Annotated in this window: 11 protein-coding genes; 2 read left to right on the top strand and 9 right to left on the bottom strand. The window is 73.4% G+C overall.

Annotation, left to right across the window (positions count from 1 at the left end; all coding sequences use genetic code 11):
- Nucleotides 1-474 precede the first annotated feature (474 nt).
- Complete coding sequence (locus WMF39_RS19370; protein ID WP_437746969.1) at nt 475-1,200, top strand: hypothetical protein; 726 nt, start codon at nt 475-477, stop codon at nt 1,198-1,200.
- 9 nt (nt 1,201-1,209) lie between these two features.
- Here WMF39_RS19370 and WMF39_RS19365 read toward each other — a convergent pair whose 3' ends face one another.
- The 4 genes from WMF39_RS19365 to WMF39_RS19350 all read right to left on the bottom strand — a co-directional run bounded on the left by WMF39_RS19365 (nt 1,210) and on the right by WMF39_RS19350 (nt 8,608).
- Entirely contained in the window at nt 1,210-2,223 is a 1,014-nt protein-coding gene (locus tag WMF39_RS19365; RefSeq protein ID WP_437748001.1) for a lipase secretion chaperone, read from the bottom strand.
- A 54-nt stretch (nt 2,224-2,277) separates the two neighbouring features.
- Nucleotides 2,278-3,189 carry an esterase/lipase family protein gene (locus WMF39_RS19360; RefSeq protein WP_437746968.1) on the bottom strand — a complete coding sequence of 304 codons (912 nt, stop codon included), beginning with the start codon at nt 3,187-3,189 and terminating at the stop codon, nt 2,278-2,280.
- 417 nt (nt 3,190-3,606) lie between these two features.
- On the bottom strand, nt 3,607-7,779 hold the full coding sequence (locus WMF39_RS19355; protein ID WP_437746967.1) for a serine/threonine-protein kinase: 4,173 nt from the start codon (nt 7,777-7,779) through the stop codon (nt 3,607-3,609).
- A 1-nt stretch (nt 7,780) separates the two neighbouring features.
- Nucleotides 7,781-8,608 carry a hypothetical protein gene (locus WMF39_RS19350; RefSeq protein ID WP_437746966.1) on the bottom strand — a complete coding sequence of 276 codons (828 nt, stop codon included), beginning with the start codon at nt 8,606-8,608 and terminating at the stop codon, nt 7,781-7,783.
- A 736-nt stretch (nt 8,609-9,344) separates the two neighbouring features.
- Between WMF39_RS19350 and WMF39_RS19345 the strand changes: the two genes are divergently transcribed.
- On the top strand, nt 9,345-9,761 hold the full coding sequence (locus WMF39_RS19345) for a CBS domain-containing protein (RefSeq protein ID WP_437746965.1): 417 nt from the start codon (nt 9,345-9,347) through the stop codon (nt 9,759-9,761).
- Between the two features lie 83 nt (nt 9,762-9,844).
- On the opposite strand, the gene WMF39_RS19340 is transcribed toward WMF39_RS19345, so the two are convergent.
- The 5 genes from WMF39_RS19340 to WMF39_RS19320 all read right to left on the bottom strand — a co-directional run bounded on the left by WMF39_RS19340 (nt 9,845) and on the right by WMF39_RS19320 (nt 17,621).
- Nucleotides 9,845-12,610: a hypothetical protein gene (locus tag WMF39_RS19340; RefSeq protein ID WP_437746964.1), complete on the bottom strand. Its 2,766-nt coding sequence runs from the start codon at nt 12,608-12,610 to the stop codon at nt 9,845-9,847.
- Nucleotides 12,611-12,629: 19 nt separating this feature from the next.
- The gene (locus WMF39_RS19335) at nt 12,630-14,813 is read right to left on the bottom strand and encodes a hypothetical protein (protein WP_437746963.1); all 2,184 of its coding nucleotides are present in this window, start codon (nt 14,811-14,813) and stop codon (nt 12,630-12,632) included.
- A 159-nt stretch (nt 14,814-14,972) separates the two neighbouring features.
- Nucleotides 14,973-15,785: a metallophosphoesterase family protein gene (locus tag WMF39_RS19330; RefSeq protein ID WP_437746962.1), complete on the bottom strand. Its 813-nt coding sequence runs from the start codon at nt 15,783-15,785 to the stop codon at nt 14,973-14,975.
- 14 nt (nt 15,786-15,799) lie between these two features.
- Complete coding sequence (locus tag WMF39_RS19325; protein ID WP_437746961.1) at nt 15,800-16,150, bottom strand: BolA family protein; 351 nt, start codon at nt 16,148-16,150, stop codon at nt 15,800-15,802.
- A 124-nt stretch (nt 16,151-16,274) separates the two neighbouring features.
- Nucleotides 16,275-17,621, bottom strand: coding sequence for a hypothetical protein (locus WMF39_RS19320; RefSeq protein WP_437746960.1), 1,347 nt, complete (start codon nt 17,619-17,621; stop codon nt 16,275-16,277).
- Nucleotides 17,622-17,640: the final 19 nt, after the last annotated feature.

Genomic DNA, 17,640 nt, shown 5'->3' with positions numbered 1-17,640 from the left:
GGCCGGCGGTGCCGCCCGAGGAGCAGGTCGCCGAGCCGTCTGGATTGCGGCCTGACAAATCCCTCATTTGCTGGCATTTCAGCAGAAATTGAACGGGGAGACGTGGAGATTTTTGGGATTGTACTCCCCGTCTCCCCGTCTCCCCGTCTCCCCGCCTCCCTGTGAAATCCCCCGAAAGAAAATCGAGAGCGCCGCGGATCCCCGGGCCTGGCCGTGTCAGACGCTCGTCGTCTGCGACGTCTTCCCGGGACGCGGGACTCGGCACCTCTTCGCCAGGAAGCGGAATCACAGAGGCGCCGAGGACTCCGAGGGGATCGCAGAGAATCGCTGTGCGCTCCTTGCCCTCTGTGCTCACTGCACCTCCCTGCCCCGGATCCCGGGCACTCGATCGACGGGGGCGAAAGGCATCTCCCGCAGGAGGCCCGAGGCTTGCTCTCTCCAGCGCAGGTGCGTCGATGGCACCGGGAGGGGCGCATGTGGACTTCGAAGACGGGGAGAACCAGCGGTAGGTCAACAAGGGGGAAAGGCGTCGTCCAGGGGCTCGCCGGGCTTCTCGGGCTCGGCCTCTGTCTCGGCATCTCCAGCGCTTCCGCCGCTGACGCGACGCAGGCGGCCTCGCCTCAGGCCATCTCGCCTCAGGCCCCGGCGCAGGGTCGTGCCGAGCCTCCGCAGCGGGCCGCGACCATCACGCAGCGCGCCCCGCAGCAGGCCGCAACCATCACGCAGCGCGCCCCGCAGCGGGTCGCGACCGCCGCCTACGTCGCGAACCCGCGGAGGGCGCGCTGGATCATCGCGGGCGCGTCGACCCTGGGCGGCTTCTGGGTCGCGTCGGCCGTCCGCGGCGCGACGCTCTCCCTCGCGCAGCCGGAGGTGCGGATCCGGCTGGTGCCGCAGTGCTCCCAGGGCGCCTGCTTCGTCGTCCGGCGTCACGAACGCACCTCGGCCAACCCCGCCTCGCTGCTGATCCCCCTCGCGGGTCCGTGGATCCACCTCGGCACGGGGCGGCCGACGGCGGCCAGCGCGGTCGGCCTCTCCCTCCTCGGCGCCGGGCAAGCCGTCGGCCTGGGGATGCTGCTCGGCGGCATCGCCATGCCTCGGCAGGTGCGCGTGCCGCTGCAGCGCGGCCAGGTCCTCCAGATGGGCGCAGCCCCGCTCGTCACCCCCGGCGGGCTCGGGCTCTCGATCAGCGGATCGCTGTAGGCGCGCCCGTCACCGCGGGAGGCCCAGGATCGCCCGCACGCGCAGCCGCTCCTCGGGCGTGAACGAGCCCTCGATCAGCGCCTCCTCCTCGGCGCGCCGCGCGTCGGGATCGGCCACCGTCGCCTCGATGTCCGCGCGCGCGCCGGCGAACGCGTCGAGGCGCTGCTGCCAGGCCGCCCGCTGCCGGTCGAGCTCCGCGAGCCGGTCCGCGGCCTCGGGGCCCACGGTCGCGACCCGGTGCGCGCGCAGCGCCTCGTCCGAGGCGCCTGCGTCCCGGAGCGCCTGCTCCTCGGCCTGCTGCGCGAGCGGGCGCGTCGCCGCCTCCCGCGCCTCGCGGACGGCCTCCGGGAGCGCCGCCTCGACCTCCGCGATCCGCGCGTCGCGCTCCTCCGGCGAGAGGGCCTTGTCCGCGAGGATGCGGGACTCCTCGATCGCCGCCTCGATCTCCCGCTCCTCGTCGCCGAACAGCCGCGCCGCGGCCGCCTCGCCGAACCATGCGCGCCGGATCGCGCGCAGCGCGTCGAGGCGCGCCGCCGGATCGGCCTCCTGCTCGACGCGCGCCCCGCCGGCCGCCTCGCGGTAGCCGAGGTACCGGTCGAACAGCGCGATCGCCTGCTCCGCCGCGCGCCCCGTCGCCCGCTCCCGGATCGCCGCGACGACGCGGGCCCTGATCGCCGGCGCCGGCTCCTCGCCGGTGGCGCTGAGGAAGTAGTCGAACAGCCCGAGCAGCTCCGGGCCGACGACCAGATCGCCGCGCTCGTCGGCGATCACCGCGCCGTCGACGCCGGTGCCGCGGAGCGAGGGCGGCGCGGTGATCGCCGGCGGGCGCGGCGCCGCGTGAGGCCGCGAGACCGACAGCGCCTGCCGGAGGCGCGTGGGGGCCGGCGCCACCGACAGCGCGGGCAGCGCCTCCTTCCGACCGGGGCGCGCGGCCCCGTCATTCGACCTGCCAGAGGGCGCCGCCGGTCGAGGCCGCTCCCCCGAGAGGAGGCGCCCCACGCCGACCGTCGCGACGAGCGCCATTGCCACGAAGAAAGCGGTCCTGCCACGACGCGCCACGAAGAGCCCTCCAGAAGGTTAGAGGCCGACGGCCTTCAGCCGGCTCGCGTGCGACCGGAACACGGACTTCGGGTTCGGGCCAGACAGGTTGATAAACCCGAAGAGCTGATTGACCTCGTCGAGGTGGTTCATCGCATAGTCGTCGCGGACCACCTCCCCGAAATGGGAGCTGCACCTGCCCACCATCCCGTCGTTCGACTCCGAATACAGCGTGGAGATGAGCTTGAGCGTCAGGTCCGTCGGATCGATGAGGCTCGTGACGACCGCTGTCCCCGACCACGAGAAGAAGCGCACGCCGCCCTCCTCGGCGGGGCCCTGCCCGCACCGGCCGCCGGGCAGCCCGGCGGGGTAACGCGCGTTGAACTCGCGCATCCCGGCGGCGGACAGCGATCGGACGGCGGCGATCGCGTCCTGAGGCGCCGTGTGCCCGCTGAGCAGGCTGAGCACCGCGCCGAGGCCGTTGGCGAGGAACGAGAGCGCCCCCTCCGCGAACCCGCCCTCCCGCAGGTTCTCCTGGAGGAAACTGGCGAGCTCGGCCCCCTGATGCGGAGACCCGATGGTGGTCACCGAGGCAATGAGATCCGGCCGCACCGCGGCGACATACCGGGCGTCGAGCCCGCCATGGCTGTGCCCGACCAGGTTGACCTTCCCGCTCCCGGTGCGCGCGACGATATCCTCGACCTGCGCGAGCAACGCCTCCCCCCGCGCCTCGGTGCTGTCGAACTGGGGCACCTCGGTGACGTACACCTCCGCTCCGCCGGAGCGCAGCGCCGCCGCGATCCCACCGAAGTAGTCGATCACCCCGAACATCGCCTTGAAGCCGGCCATCCCGTGACAGAGCACGATCGGATACCGCGTCTGCGCATAGCTCTTCATCGCCAGCGCGCCCTCGCCGACCTCGGCGCGCTCCACGTCCGCCGGCTCGTCCATCGACGCGACGCATCCTTGCGAGAGCAGCACCACGACAGCTCCCGCCGTGCACCGCAATGCGTCAATCCATGTCCGGCGCCCGGCCCATCGTTTTCTCTCGACTCTCTGATTTCGAGCGGGTGTGACGGCGGTGGGTCGTGCAGCGCGCATGCTGGAGGAATGAGCTCGTCTGATCACCTGTCACCTCTGATAGAGTATTTGTTTAATTCGAATCAAGCAGAACTCACAGGCTCTCAGCGCGACAGGCACCTCGCGTATCCTGGACAATCGGAAGCCCGGTGTCCTCCCCTTCACGGGGTCACGTCGGTCCAGGCGGCGCGACAGGGCATCAGCGCGGGGGCGCAGAGCCGCCCATGTCGCGGCGAGGGCCGGGGGCACGCGGACGGGCGAGGCGGAGGGCGCGAGCCCTCGGGTCGGCTAGGTCGCCGTCGCACCGCGCGCGCCGAGGACGATGCGCGCGTTCTCGGGCACCGCCGTCAGGAACCGCTCGCGCCGCCGCGGGTCCGCGATCCGCCGCGCCCGCGCGAGCAGGAGCTCCCTGGCCTCCGAGAGCACCGTGGCCGCCTCGCCGTGGGCGCCGGACGCCGCGAGCGCCTCGGCGTAGGCGAGCCGCACGAGCGACTCGCCTTCTTCCAGGGATCCGAGCGCCGCGAGCTCGCCGAACGCCGCCCGCGCCGCGCCGAGCGCCGCCGCGACCTCGCCCGCGGCGAGCAGCGCCCGCGCGCGCACCGCCACGGCGGCCGCGCGCAGCCGGGGGGCCACGTGCAGCGCCGCCTCGGCCGCGCGCGCCTCCCGCTCGGCGGTCGCGGCGTCGCCGGAGAGGAGCGCGATCTTCGCGAGGTAGGTCCGCGCCACGCCCTCCATGCGGAGGTCGCCCCGCTGCTGGAACGCCTCCACCGCGCGCCGCTCGACGAGCTGCGCCTCGTCGAGCTTTCCGAGCTGCCCGAGCGCGTGGCCGAGGTTGTGCAGCGCCACCGTCTCGAGCTCGCGCAGCCCCATCCGGTCCGCGGCCTCCAGGGCCGCGCGCAGGACGGACTCGGCCGCCCCGAGCTCGCCGAGCTCGGCGTAGATGAAGCCGAGGTTCGCGCCGATCACGCAGGCGCTGCGCCTGTCCCCGGCCTGCTCGAAGGCCGCGAGCGCCGCCTCCAGGCCCTCGAGGCACGCCTCGGGATCGCCGCCGGCCGAGGCGCGGATCGCGCGGAGCTGCTGCGCCATCGCGACGAGCTCGGCGTCCGGCGGCGGATGCGCGCGGAGGTCCTCGTCGATGCGCGCGAGCAGCGCGTCGGCCTCGGCGTAGCGGCCGCCGAAGACGAGCTGCGCGCCGCACTCGCAGAAGCACGCGATCCGGGCGCGGCGCAGCGCGGCCGCGCCGGAGGACAGCGCCGCGGACGCGGCGGACGCGGGCGCCGGGGGCGCCGCGGAAGGCGGCCCCGCCGACGCCGCAGACGTCGGCGCCGGCGGCGCGCAGGACGGCGGCGCAGCGGACGCGTAGGAGGGCAGCGCCGCGGACATCCCCTCGGCGACGGCGGCCCACCGCGCAACGCGGTCGACCGCGCCGAGCTTCCCGGCCGCGGCGGCGATCTGGGTGACCGCACGGAACCACCCGGCGCAGCCGGCGGGGAGCAGCTCGGCCGCGGACGCGCCCAGCTCCTCGGCCGCCGCGAGGTCGCCCGTCCAGACGTTGACCTCGGCCGCGACCAGCCGGAGCGCGCCGAGATCCTCGCCCTCGGCGCCGCACGCCTCGCCGCACGCGGCGCGCTCGATCGCGGCGCGCAGGTCGTTCGCCTCGAGCGACTGCTCGGCCGCGCGGCGGTACCAGCGCACCGCGCGGCCGGGCTCTCCGCCGCGGCGGAAGTGCTCGGCCACGCCCCGCGGATCGGCGGAGGCGCTCCGCTCGAGCCACGCGCCCGCGAGCCGGTGGCCGAGGGCGCGGTCGCGCTCGGTCAGCATGGCGTACGCGGCCTCGCGGACGAGCGTGTGGCGGAAGACGTAGTCGGCGGCGTCGGCGAGGCCCGCCGACGCCGAGGCCGGCGCGACGAGCTCGCGGTCGGCGAGCGCCGTCAGCCAGGCCTCCACGTCGGCGAGGCGCTCCTCGCCGCCGAGCAGCGCCGCGACGCCGCGCTTCGAGAAGCGATCGCCGAAGATGCTGGCCGCCCGGAGCACGCGCTTGCCCTCGTTGCCCTCGGCGTCGAGCCGCGCCTCCACCGTGCCGAGCACCGAGTCGGGCAGGAGCTCCTCCTTGCCGCTCGCGACCGCGCGGATGAGCTCTTCCAGGTAGAACGGGTTGCCGCCGGCGCGCTCGACGAGGTGCGCGACCACGCCCTCGGGCACGGGCTCGCCGAGCGCGGCGCGCACGAGCTCCGCGCTCGCGCGGCGCGGCAGCGGGCCGAGCTTGATCGTCTGCACCTCGCGCTCGGCCCACAAGCTCGGGAACAGCCGGTGGACGTCCGGGCGCGCGAGCGCGAGCAGGATGAGCGGGAGCTCGCGGAGGTTCCGCAGCGTCGCGTCGAGCAGGCGCACGGTGGCGGCGTCGCCCCAGTGGAGGTCCTCGAGCGCGAGGAGCACCGGGCGCGCGGCGCACTCGGCGGCGAGCCAGTCCTCCCAGGCGGCCCCCACGCCGTCGCTCATGCCGGTGGCGCTCTGGCGCGCCGCCCGCACCAGGCGGGCGTGCTCTGGTGACGGCGCGCCGCTGATCTCGCCGAGGAACGCCGCCGCGCGATCGAGCGCCGGGCCGCCCAGGTGACGCCCGAGCCGCTGCTTCAGCTTGCGCTGCCGCGCCCACGCCGGGTCGCGCGCGCGGAGGCCGGCGGCCCGGCAGAGCACGTCCGCGATCATGCCGAACGGCGAGCCGGGAGAGCCCGAGTCGGCGCGGCCCCAGAGGATCTCGATCGGCTCGTCCCGCTGCCGCAGGGCGGCGAAGAGCTCCAGGCGGAGCCGGGACTTGCCGGCGCCGGGCGGCCCGAGGACGAGCACCGCGCTCGCGAGCGCCTCGGAGATGCAGCCGGCGAGCACGCCGTGGAGCATCGAGAGCTCGCGGGCGCGGCCGACGCACGGGGTGCGCTTCCCGAGCAAGGCGGGGGCGATCTCGTCCACGGCGCGCTCGCCGTAAAGGAAGAGCGGCCCGCCCGGCGCCGAGGGTGCGGCGTGCGCGACGATGAAGCGCGGGCCGAGCATGTCGGCGGTCGCGCCGTCGATGCGCACCGCGCGCACCTCACGCTCATCGAGCGCCGCGCGGAGCTCGGCGAGGCCGCGGTCGATCACGTCGCCCTCGGCGAGGCCCGCGGAGAAGACGCCCCGCCCCGTGATGACGCAGAGCGGTGCGCCCGGGAGCTCGGTGCGGAGGGCGAGCGCGCACTGGGCGGCGCGCTCGGCGCGATCCACGGCGCTGCCGGGGCCGGACATCATGACGATCTCCACGCCCGGGACGAGCTGCGTGAGCCTGCCGCCGTGGAGCTCGATGAGCGAGCGGATCTCCGCGGCCCGGGCGCTCGACGTGGACGGCTGCGACCTGCTCGATCCGGGCGGCAGCTGCGACCTGCGCGAGGCGGGCGGCGGCTCGCCAGGGGCCTCCTGGGGGGCCTGCGGGGCGGGCTGGGGCGCCCGGGCTGCGCCGTGGCCGGGCTCGCCGAGGAAGACGAGGCTCACGACGCGCTGCTCGCCCAGGGTGAGCGCGGCGCGGTCGCGCGGGGCGAGGCCGTGGGCCGGCGCATCGGGCGGCGCGCCGCCCGCGAGCGTCGGCGCGTCGGGCGGCGCGGTCCACCTGCCCCGCATCGCGGCGATCCGGTCGAGCTCGGCCGCGACCTCGGAGCCGTCGCGCGGGCGGTCGCCGGGCTGCCTGGCGAGCATGCGCGCGACGAGCTCGTCGAGCGGCGCCGGCGCGTCCGCGCGCACGTCGCGGAGGCGGGGCGGGCTCATCAGCAGCACCCTGCTGAGCGAAGCCATCGGGCTCGCGCTCGCGAAGGCGGGCTGGCCGGCGAGGCACTCGAAGAGGACGCACCCGAGGGAGAACACGTCGCCGCGCGGGTCGGGCACGCTGTGCGCCTCGACCTGCTCCGGGGCCATGTACCCCGGCGTGCCGAGGACGCCGCCGGTGACGGTGACGCGCCCCGCGTCGCTGCTGGGCCGCGCGATGCCGAAGTCGACGAGCTTGACCCGCCCGGCGTCCCCGCCCGGAAGGAAGAGGTTGCTCGGCTTGATGTCGCGGTGGACGATGCCGCGCGCGTGCGCGAACGCGAGGGCGTCGGCGGCCCGGCGCACGAGCAAGAGCCCCTCGCTCGCCGGCAGGACGCGGCGCGCGAGGCGGGCGGCGAGGTCCTCGCCGTCGAGCCACTCCATGGCGAGGTAGCGATCGCCTTCCGGGGTGCTGCCGTGCGCGACGTAGCGCACGATGCCCGGGTGGACGAGCGCGGCGAGGAGGGCGGCCTCCCGCTCGAACCGCTCGATCTGGATCTCGTTCCTCAGCCGGACGATCTTGAGGGCGACCGCCGCGCCGCCGAGGCGGTCGTACGCCTTGTAGACGGTGCCCATCCCTCCGGAGGCGGCCTCGCCCTCGACGACGAAGCGCCCCGCGATGATCTCCGCGTGGCCCACGTCAGCGCAGGAACACGGTGACCGAGCCGGGGTTCGGCGTCCTCTCGACGATGAGCTTGCCCGAGCTGCTGCGGATCTTGCCGCGGCAGTTCGAGAAGCTTCCGTCGCTGTTCGGCTCGTCGCACAGGCTGTCGCACGAGCCGGCGACCTGGATCGCGCACGTCTCGAGCGAGGGCCCGCAGGCGCGCGCGAGCGACGACGGCTCGGGGGGGAGGCACGCGTGGTAGCGGCGCTGCGGCGCGAAGACGTTGCCGTAGTAGGTGGCCTCGCGCCTCGGATAGGCCGCGCGCTCGACCTTGTCGGCCTGGAGCTCCTCGCGATCTCCGCGGACGGAGATGTTCACCTTGTGCCCGAGGTAATTGACGCGGGCGAGGACGCAGCCGCTGACCCAGGACCGGCACGCTTCGTCGCAGGCGCCGCCCTCCTCGCCCCAGCTCGCCGCGAGGCCGAGCTCCCCTGGGAAGGAGAACTCGTCCCCGTCCACGGCGACGGTGAAGCCTTCACCCGCGGGCAGCGCGCAGCCCGCGACGTACTTCAGCAGGGTGCGCGCGGCCGGGTCGCGGAGCGCCTCGGCCGTGAGCGGGTGGCCCGAGAGCGCCTCGGCCGTGAGCGCGTTCGACGTCAGCGCCTTCGACGCCAGCGCGTTCGACGTGAGCGCGTTCGACGTGAGCGCGTTCGACGTGAGCGCGTTCGCCGTCTGGGCGGCCTGGGACGCGGCGTCCCCGGCGTCCTCGGCCGGAGCGTCCGGATCGAGCGCCACCGCGCACGCGCTCGCGAAGAGCGCGGCGATGGCCAGGAGGAGTGCAGCTAGCTTCGGCGAATGCTCCATGGATAACGCCCCCCTGGGATGCCCATGAGCGCATGGCCCACGAGCTCCCGAAACGACCGGCGCCGAGGCGCGGGCCAAGGGGTGCGCGCATCGAACACCGGTGCGTGATCTTGTTCAGATGCACGAGCCGCGAAGAAGCCCACGAGTCGGAGCGGCCGATCGGGCCATCTCCGCTACAGAGACAAATGGAAAGATGTCACTGATACCCCGCCGGGCAAAGACCGACGCGCACGCAATGATCTCTTTTTTTGTGTCGCGGCGCGATCGCTCTGTTGGCGCTGTTGGCGCGAGACTCCTGCTCTGTCCAAGGCATCATGGACAGCGATGCTGGCACCGGGGACGGAGGAGCGATGGGGTGCGGTCGAAGTGCGATGGTGGCGACACGATGGCCTGTCGCTGACAGCCAACCTCCTCGCCGGGAGGCGCCCGGAAAGGCGCTCGGCGGGAGCGATCCATCCGAGCGGACGACGGCCTGGGCCTGCGCCTCCCAGGTCCCGCCGTCGACTCCCTGAGCTCCCCCGGCGGGCCCGCTGGCCGCCGGGGCGGCCGGCAGGGGGCGCCGAGGTCGGCCGAGCCGGCCGGTGCGTTGCGCCCCCGGCCGTCCGCAGCGGTCGCGCGACGGAGGGCGTTGGGGGCGGGGACGTTGGGGCGGGGGCGTTGCGGAAGGACGGCGGCTGGACGGGCTGCTCGGCGCGGTGCATCGGCGCCCTTGACGTCGCTGCGTGTTGATCATTACATGCCCCGGACCATGAAGGGCCACGCGCGCAATCTGATGACCGAGCGCGTTATCGCTTTGGAGCAGGGCACGCCGGTCACCGACATGTTGCAGCTGTTCGCCAACCATCACCTGAGCGGCGCGCCGGTCATCGACGGGGGGCACCACATCGTCGGGTTCGTCAGCGAGACGGATCTCCTGGGCGTGCTCCTGCGCAAGGAGTACGCAGGCATGACGGCTGCAGACGTGATGAGCACCCCGCCCATCTGCGTGGACGAGTTCATGCCCACGGACGAGGTGATGACCCTGCTGCGCGCGAACCGGATCCACCATCTGCCGGTGGTGCGCGAGGGGCGCCTCGTCGGGATCATCACCCCGCAGGACATCCTGCGCTATTTCGTGGAGTGCGTGATGCCGCTCCCGCCGACCTCCGCCTGACGTCGCGCGCCTGCCCGCGCGAGGCGCCGGTCAAGCCGAGGACGCCTCCCCGCCCGGCGCTCGACGCTGGCGCGGGCGGTGGATCAATGTAGACGAGAGGTCACGAACCACTCCGGGGAGATGTATCCGTCGGGGCTCGAGATGGGGATCGTGCAGGTCCCGTCGAGCGCGGTATAGGACTCGATCCGCGTCTCCGTGTCGAGGTACCCGACCGTCGATGCGGTGTTGCACTCATCGTACCCGGGCGGCGCGCCGCCCCCGTCGTCGAAGCGCGCGCACTCGGCGTGGGAGAGCACCGCGTAGTGCAGGTGCGAATTGCCCGGATCGCAGGGGAAGCTGTCCTCCGCCGGGCACTCCGTCCACTTGGTGTCGCAATAGAGGTTGTGTTGTCTCGGGATGTCGTCCCAATAGGCGATCTTCCCGAGCGGCGTGTCGGTGCCGATGTCCTGTCCCACGAGGGTCATCGCCAGCTCATCCACGTCGAGGTGCCCGTAGAAGGAGCAGAACCGCTTCTCCTCGCCGTTCTCCTTGAAGCGGTGCTCGACGAGCGCGATGCCGAGGTACTGCGAGCAGTTGATGCCCGCCCGGAGGAGCTTGCCAGGGGCGATCGGGAAGACGTAGGTGCCCTCCGTCCGGCCGCTCGCCTTGCCGATGTCCTCGCCGAGGTGCCGGCCCTCATTCCAGCCCGGCTTGTGGCCTATGTTCTGGATCATCTTGTGGTCGGGGAACGGGAACTGGAGGTTCCCCGTGGGCGCGATGCACGCGTCGTTCACCCTCTCGTTGACCTTGCACCCCATCGGGCAGTAGGTCGCGTGATCGAAGCGGTAGACCCGCGTCCTCTCTCGCCCGTTCTGGCCGTCGCCTTCGCGCCCCTCGCACGGTACCCAGCGCGTCGCCGCGCCCTCCTCGCGCTCGCAATACGCCTTGCACGTGTAGAGCATCCATGGGTCACCCGCGGCGTGCAGGCCGGGGTTGTGGCCGCAGTAGGCAGGGTCGTTCAGGAGGACGTCATCGCTGTTGTTGCACAGGATCGCCTCCGGTTCGGCGGTGATGTCGCTGCACGTGTTGCCGAAGAACTCCGTGATCGATCTGCAGAACGAGCTCTGGGCCCCGTACGGATCCGGGCCGCAGATCCCGCACGCGGTGCCGCACGAGATCCCCGTGGCGTGCCAGCCGTCGGGGCGGTAGAGCTGCCGATCGCGGCACTCGAACACCTGCCCGCCGCGGCCGCAGACGCTCGCGCCCCGCCGCCGCGACGCCGGAGGGACCTCGTTGTCCTGGTAATCGCGGATGGCGTCGCAGCGCGACGACGGGCTCGGCTCGGGCGCTGGATCCGGGATCCCGAACGGCTCCTGATCCGACGTGGCATCACACACGTCGTTTCGGCTCTTGGTGTCGAGCGGCATGCACGCCACAGAGCACTCCTCGTAGGGCACCGGACGGCCCACGACGGCGCGCGTGGACTCCGCCGACGGCGGACAGTACGTCCAATCGTCGTAGGCGCACTGGTACAAGGTCCCGACGCGGCCGGTGATCCCGTGTTGACCGCAGAACAGATGGCGGCAGAAGCGATTGCCGTCCGGCCCCACCCTCGTGTACACCGCGTCGGTGACCGTGGGGCACGCCTCGTCGCAGCGGTCCCAGTCGCGGATCGTCCTGGCGCCGTCCTGGGGCTGCGCGCCGGTGACCTCGTGGTAGTGCATCGCCGGCAGCTCCCGCACGGTCTTGCACTCCCCGGTGCCGCCGAGCGCTGAGCAGTCCCGGTAAGGCACAGGGCGGGCGCCCGGCCCGGGGCAGGCGAAGAGCTGCGTCGCCTTTCCCTTGATCTGGATCAAGGGCTCGCCAAAGCTCCGCGCCAGGTCGTTGTTCCAGGGGCTACGAAAGACCTGATCACCGCAGAAGGTCTGGCCTTGCTCGACCGACTTCCATTTCCCGTCCTTGTCCTGGAACTGCTCCGGACAGCGACCGAACTCCGCGCCCTCCTTCTCCGGCTTGCCCGGCTCGCAGGGGCGATTGAGGTCGAGCCACCCCGCTTCTCCGCAGATCCATTCGCTGCGGTTGCCGTGGCCGAGGCCGCAGATCGTCTCGCCGCACGCGGTCGTGGTGACCTCGTTGTCGAAGCTGTCCTGCACCCCGCGGCAGGCGTTGCAGGTGCCCGCGCGCTGCGTGCACGAGAGCCCCAGGCTCTGCCACCCGTCCGCGGTGCACACCATCTTCACCCCGTCGCTGCCAGCCCCGGTCGGGAAACACACGCGTTGCCCACAGGTGCGCGGGATGTGCTCGCCGCCGGCGACGGGCGGGACCTCGCACGGGCACTCGCTCGTCGCGGCGTCGGTGCACGCCCCGCGGCGGCAGCCCCCCTCGCAGATCGTCCACTCGAGCGGGATCTGCCCCGCGCCCGCGCACTGGTACAGGGCCGCGGGCTCGCCGTTCACGACGTCCGCGCCGCAGAAGGTCCCTGCGCCGGGACAAGCGAGATCCCCGCACCTGTTCCCCGGGAAGCTGCGCCAGTTGTCGTTCGCGCCGAGGTCGACGCAGTGATAGGCGATGAGGTCGCGCCCGCACACGAAGCTGTCACACCGGGTGTCCTCGATCGGGATCGCCTCGCCGTTGTAATAGAAGCCGCCGCTGCACGCGCACGCGTCGTCGTTCGCCTGCGCGCCCAGGGGCGGCGCCGCGACGGCGGGAGGGGGCGGTTCCTGGCCGCAGCCCATGCCCGCCACCACCCCGGCGGCGAGCAGCACGGCGAGCGTCCCGAGGAGGCGCAGCGCCGGCGCACGCCGGAGGCGGCTCGAGACAGGGCTTCGGTGCGACGGACTGCCCTCGACGCGATCATGCATGCGCTGCATCTCCCGGCTGCTCTTCAGCTCACTTCGCGATCTTGCGGACGTCCCCCGCCCGGGTCGCCCAGTAGACGAACGCCTCGTCGACGGCGATCGCGATCGCGTCGAGCTGGCCGACGGCGAGCGTCGTCACGGCGCCGCCCGCCTTCGGGACCTTGCGGATCGAGCCGACGCGGTTGGCCCAGTAGACGGCGCCGCCGTCGCCGGGATCGACGGCTATCCCGGCGGGGTTCGGCTGATCGTCGGCGAGCACCGTGAGGTCGGCGCCGTCCTTGGCGAGCCGGAACACGAACCCGTTCGGGCTGCTCCAGAAGAGGTGTTCGGCGTCGACGGCGAGGGTGTGGGGCGTGAGGTTCGTCGTGTCCACCACCTGTCCGGACGCGATCTGGCGCCGCTCGGTGCCGTCCTTGCGGAGCTTCACGACGGTGCCGTCGGTCCGGGACCAGTAGAGGTGCTCCGCGTCGCTCGCGAGCGCGCCCCCGGGCTCGGAGAACACGCCGGTGATCTCCTGCGCGCGCTGGCCGCTCGTGAGGGCGTCGACGCGGTAGATCCCGCCCTGAGAGAGCGAGGTGAACCAGACGTCGCTGCCGTCGGTGACGACCGCCCAGGGGTCGGGGATCGCGGTGGTGAGGGGGATCGCGGCGCCGCCGGACAAGGGGTACCGGAGCACGCCGGATGACCCGGTGACGATGGCGTCGGCCCCGAGCAGGGCGATGTCCTCGAAGCGGTCGGCGCTGCAGCCCACGACCCCGGGAGGAGCGCCGTTGGCGAGGCACGTCGCGCCGCCGGAGAGCTTGTCGACGCGGACGGCGATGCCGCCGGCGTGCTGGAAGCCGACAAGGTAAAGGGCGCTGTTGTCGACGACGAGGGCCGACGGCACCGCGAGGCCCGAGGCGAGCGACGTGGCGCCCGGGGCGCACTCCCCGGCGTCGCAGAGGCCGCCCGCGCAGTCGTTGCCGCACGCGCCGCAGTGGAACGGGTCCGAGGCGAGCGCGACCTCGCACCCGGTGAAGGCGTCGCCGTCGCAGTCCGCGTACCCGGCGTCGCACGCGACCTCGCAGGCGCCCGCGACGCAGGTGGCGGCGCCGTGGCGCGCGCTGCATGTGTTGCCGCAGGCCCCGCAGTTGTCCGCGTCGCCCTCGACATCCGCCTCGCAGCCGTTCGCAGGCTCGCCGTCGCAGTCGGCGTGGCCGAGGTCGCACGCGAGCGAGCACCGGCCGGCCGCGCACGAGGGCGTCGCGTGCTGGTCGCCGCAGACGTTGCCGCAGAATCCGCAGTTGTCCACGTCGCTCGACGTGTCCCCGCAGTCGTCGCCGCCGCCCCCCGCGCCGTCGCTGCCGAGGCAGAGGCCGAACGCGCGGATCGAGCCGGTGAACGCCTCGCAGCGGGCATGGACGCCGGACATCGCGGCCAGATCGCACTCGTACGCAAGCTCAGGCTCGAGCGTCGCGCAGCACGTATCGAGCAGCGCGTCGCACGGGGCCGCGCTGAACGGCTCGTCCGGGGCGAGCCTCGGACAGCGGCCCGCGTCCGCCGCGCCGCCGAGGTAGTCGAGGCACCGCGCCGCGTCGGACTCTCCCGCGAGGGCGGCGCAGCGCTCGCGCGCCCCCTCGGGGAGCGAGGGACAGCACCGCTCCGACAGATAACCGCAGCTCTCGGCCGCGGGGTCGACGTCGGCGCAGAAGCCGTTGTCCTTGGCGTCGCTCTCCAGGAACCGGTGACACAGCTGCTCATTGCCCCGGAATCCGGTCGCGTGGCACGCTTCCCTGAGCTGCGCCGGCAGCGCCGCGCAGCACGCGTCGAGCAGGCCGGCGCAGCTCGGGCCATAGGGGACCACCGGCGCCCCACCCTCCCCGGGCCCTCCGGTGCAGAGATCGACCGCGTTGGCGCTCGCGAGGAAATCGTCGCACGCGGCGTCGTTCGCCTGGCTCGCGGCGGCGTCGCAGCCCGCGACGAGCTCTTCGGGGAGCGCGGGACAGCACGCTTCGCCGAGGTGTTCGCACCCTCGTCCAGAGCCGCTCGCCACGGGGGCACACGCGCCGAACGCGGTGCCATCCGCGTTGCACTGCTGCGCGCCGAGCGACCCGTCGGCGAGGAAACAGGCGGACAGGGCGCCTGGCGAACAGATGGCATCGTCACCGCAATCGGCGCCGAACAAGGCGAGTGCGAGGAGGAGAGCGGGGCGGAGGCGTGAGTCGTTGCGACGCATGACGGTCGAAATAACGCTAAAGCGCCCCCGAATGAGGTGTCAATTGGCGTTTCGAGCCGACGCACGCCTGAAAACGACGATCGGAACCGGGCATTGGAATGGAGCGGATCTGTCGGCCGATTCCCGACCTCAATTTCCCGCTCGGGCGCTCTCCGCCCCCTACCGCCGGTCGAACTGGTACCGCGCCCGCTCCGCGCCCTCGATCTCCACCACGATGCGCTTCGGGCCGAGCCGCACGACCGCGTGCGCCGCGGCGGGGCGGCCCGGCGCGTCGTCGTCGAGGTTCTCGATCAGGCTCTGGAGCGTCACGTACGGGATGCCGCGGATCACGTCGAGGTGGTTCCAGTGCAGGTGGCCGTTGAAGACGGCGAGCACGCCGTGCTCCTCGAAGAGCTTCCGCATCGCGCGCCGCTCGCGCACGAGGCAGATGTGCGGGCTCCCCTCGAACCAGCGGTTGCCCCGGAGATCCTGATCGGCCGCGCTGTGGTGCATCAGCACGATCTTGGGCAGCGGGGACGCCGCGAGGTCCTCGCCGAGCCAGGCGAGCTGCTCTGGCCCGAGCGAGATGTCGTGATCCTTGCGCTCGCGCGTGTGAAGGACCGTGAAGTGGAAGCCGCCGCGGTCGAAGGCGTAGTGGAGCCGCGTCGCCTCGGGTCTGCCCCAGGCGGACAGCAGCTCGGCCTCGCTCAGGTGGATCACGTCGTGGTTGCCGGCGACGTGGAAGAGCTCGGCCTTCAGGCCGCCGAGCGCGGCCATGCAGGCGCCGTAGCGCTCCCGGTCCGCCTCGGGCCCCTCGTCCTCGATGTCGTCGCCCAGGTTCACGACGAGATCGGGCCGCGTGATCTCGTTCATCCGCCTCACGAAGGCGCGGGTCAGCTCGGGCGCCTCGCCCGTGAGCTTGCGCAGCTTGCCCCCGAACGACGCCTCCGGGCCGAAGTGCAGGTCCGAGACGAGGGCGACGACGAGCTCCATGCGCGCCTCGCCGCTCAGCCCGACTTGGCGCCGGGCTCCGGCGCAGCCTTGGAGCCGCCCAGGCACGGGGGAGAGCGGAAGTCCGCGCCCCCCTGCCGCTCCCACTCGTCCGGCGTCATCGCGCGGATCGTCAGGGCGTGCAGCCCGGAGCGGAACTCCTCGCGCACCAGCTCGTTGACCCGGCGGTGGCGATCGAGCGGGCTCAGGCCCCGGCATGCCTCGCTCACCACGAGCACCTTGAAGTGGGTCTCCGAGCCCACCGGCACGCTGTGCATGCGGCTCTCGTTCTCCACCTCGATGTGCACGGGATCGAGCGCGCGAACGAGCTTTCCGTGGATCGACTCCTGCTTCGTCCCTGTCGTCATGGCCGCGCGAAGCTTACCCTCCGCCGCGCCGCCGGTCACCCGTGGGACGCGGTCCCTCGCCGGCAAAGGGATCGCCCGGCGCCCCCGCCAGCGGACGAGCCGCCCGGCGCGCCCCGGCCGAGCGTCACTTCGCCTGCGGATCGGCGCGCGGCAGACCTCGCTCATCGAACAGGAGAGCGATGTCGACGTGGAACTGCGCTCTGCGAGAGGACGGCGGCGCTTGATGGGAGCTGGGCGGCGCGCGATGGGAGCTCGGCGGCGCGCGATGGGAGCTCGGCGGCGACGCGGAATGACCGCCGTGCGCCTCGCCGTCCTGCGAGCCCATCGCGAGCGCCTCCCGCTGCGGGGGCGCCGCGCCTGGCTGCAGGCCGATGTTCTCCGCCCACGGCTGCGCGTCGCGCTGCTCCCACGGCTGCGCGTCGCGCTGCGCGGCAGGCGACGGAGGCACCTGCCGCGGAAGCGCATGCGCCGCCGGCGTATCCCGACGCGGAACCACCCCGGCCTGCTGCCGCGAGCTCGGAACGGCCTGCTGCGGCAGCGGAGCCGACGCCTCCCGCCGTGCAGACGTCGCGGCCGGCGCATCCCGACGCGCGTACGCCCCGGCCTGCTGCGAGCCAGCCACCGGCGTATCCCGCCGCGCGTATGCCTCGGCCGGATGCGAGCCTGCCAGCGGCGTATCCCGCCGCACGTACGCTCCAGCCGCCGGCGATGCCTGCACCGGCCTGGACGCGTCTCGGCGCGCAACCACCGGGCCAGCGGCCGGCGGCGGCGGGAGCGGCGTCGGAGCGGGCAGCTCACGGCGCGCCCGCGACGAGGGCGGCCCCACCATGACCCCCAGGCGCTCCGAGCGCGGCACCGGCGCCTCGCGCGGGCGGTACGCCGCCTCCCCCGGCGCCTCCGCGCGTGAGCGCTCCGGCCGCTGCGCAGCCATGGCAGCCGCCACGCGCTCGCGGTACGCGAGCTCCTGCGCGCCCGCGCTGCGCGGCCCCGAGCGCGGCAGCGGCGTCGCCTCGGGGTCGCGCCGCGACGCCGGGTCCGCCTTCATCACCCCGATGGTCAAGCGCTCCGACCGCGGCACCGACGCGCTCTCGTCCGCCGGCATCATCGAATAGCGACCGGGCGTCAGCTGCCGCGAGCGTTGCTTGCGGCTCTCGCGCGCCGCCGTGGCCAGCAGCGCCCCGAGATCGTCTTCCACCATCGCCTCGTCGACCCGCACGAGCGTGCTGACCACGTCGCGCGCGATCTCCTCGAACGCCTCGGGAGCGAGCGCGTAAGTCGACGACGTGACCACGATGACCACCGGCCGACGCTCTTCCGCGAGCGCGGCGGCCATCGATACCGGGCACGCCTTGACGATGATCCCCACATCCATCGCCGCCGTCTGGCAGCGCTGGAGCAACGCCTGATCGCCGCCGATGAGAAGGGCCGTCGGGATCTGGGCGCGAAGCGTGGCGTCAGAGATTCGCGGCATCGGTCCCAGGATCCTAACC

This window comes from Sorangium sp. So ce1504 (genome assembly GCF_051521635.1).
Taxonomy (GTDB): domain Bacteria; phylum Myxococcota_A; class Polyangia; order Polyangiales; family Polyangiaceae; genus Sorangium; species Sorangium cellulosum_B.
This window is presented reverse-complemented; position numbering and strand designations above follow the sequence as displayed.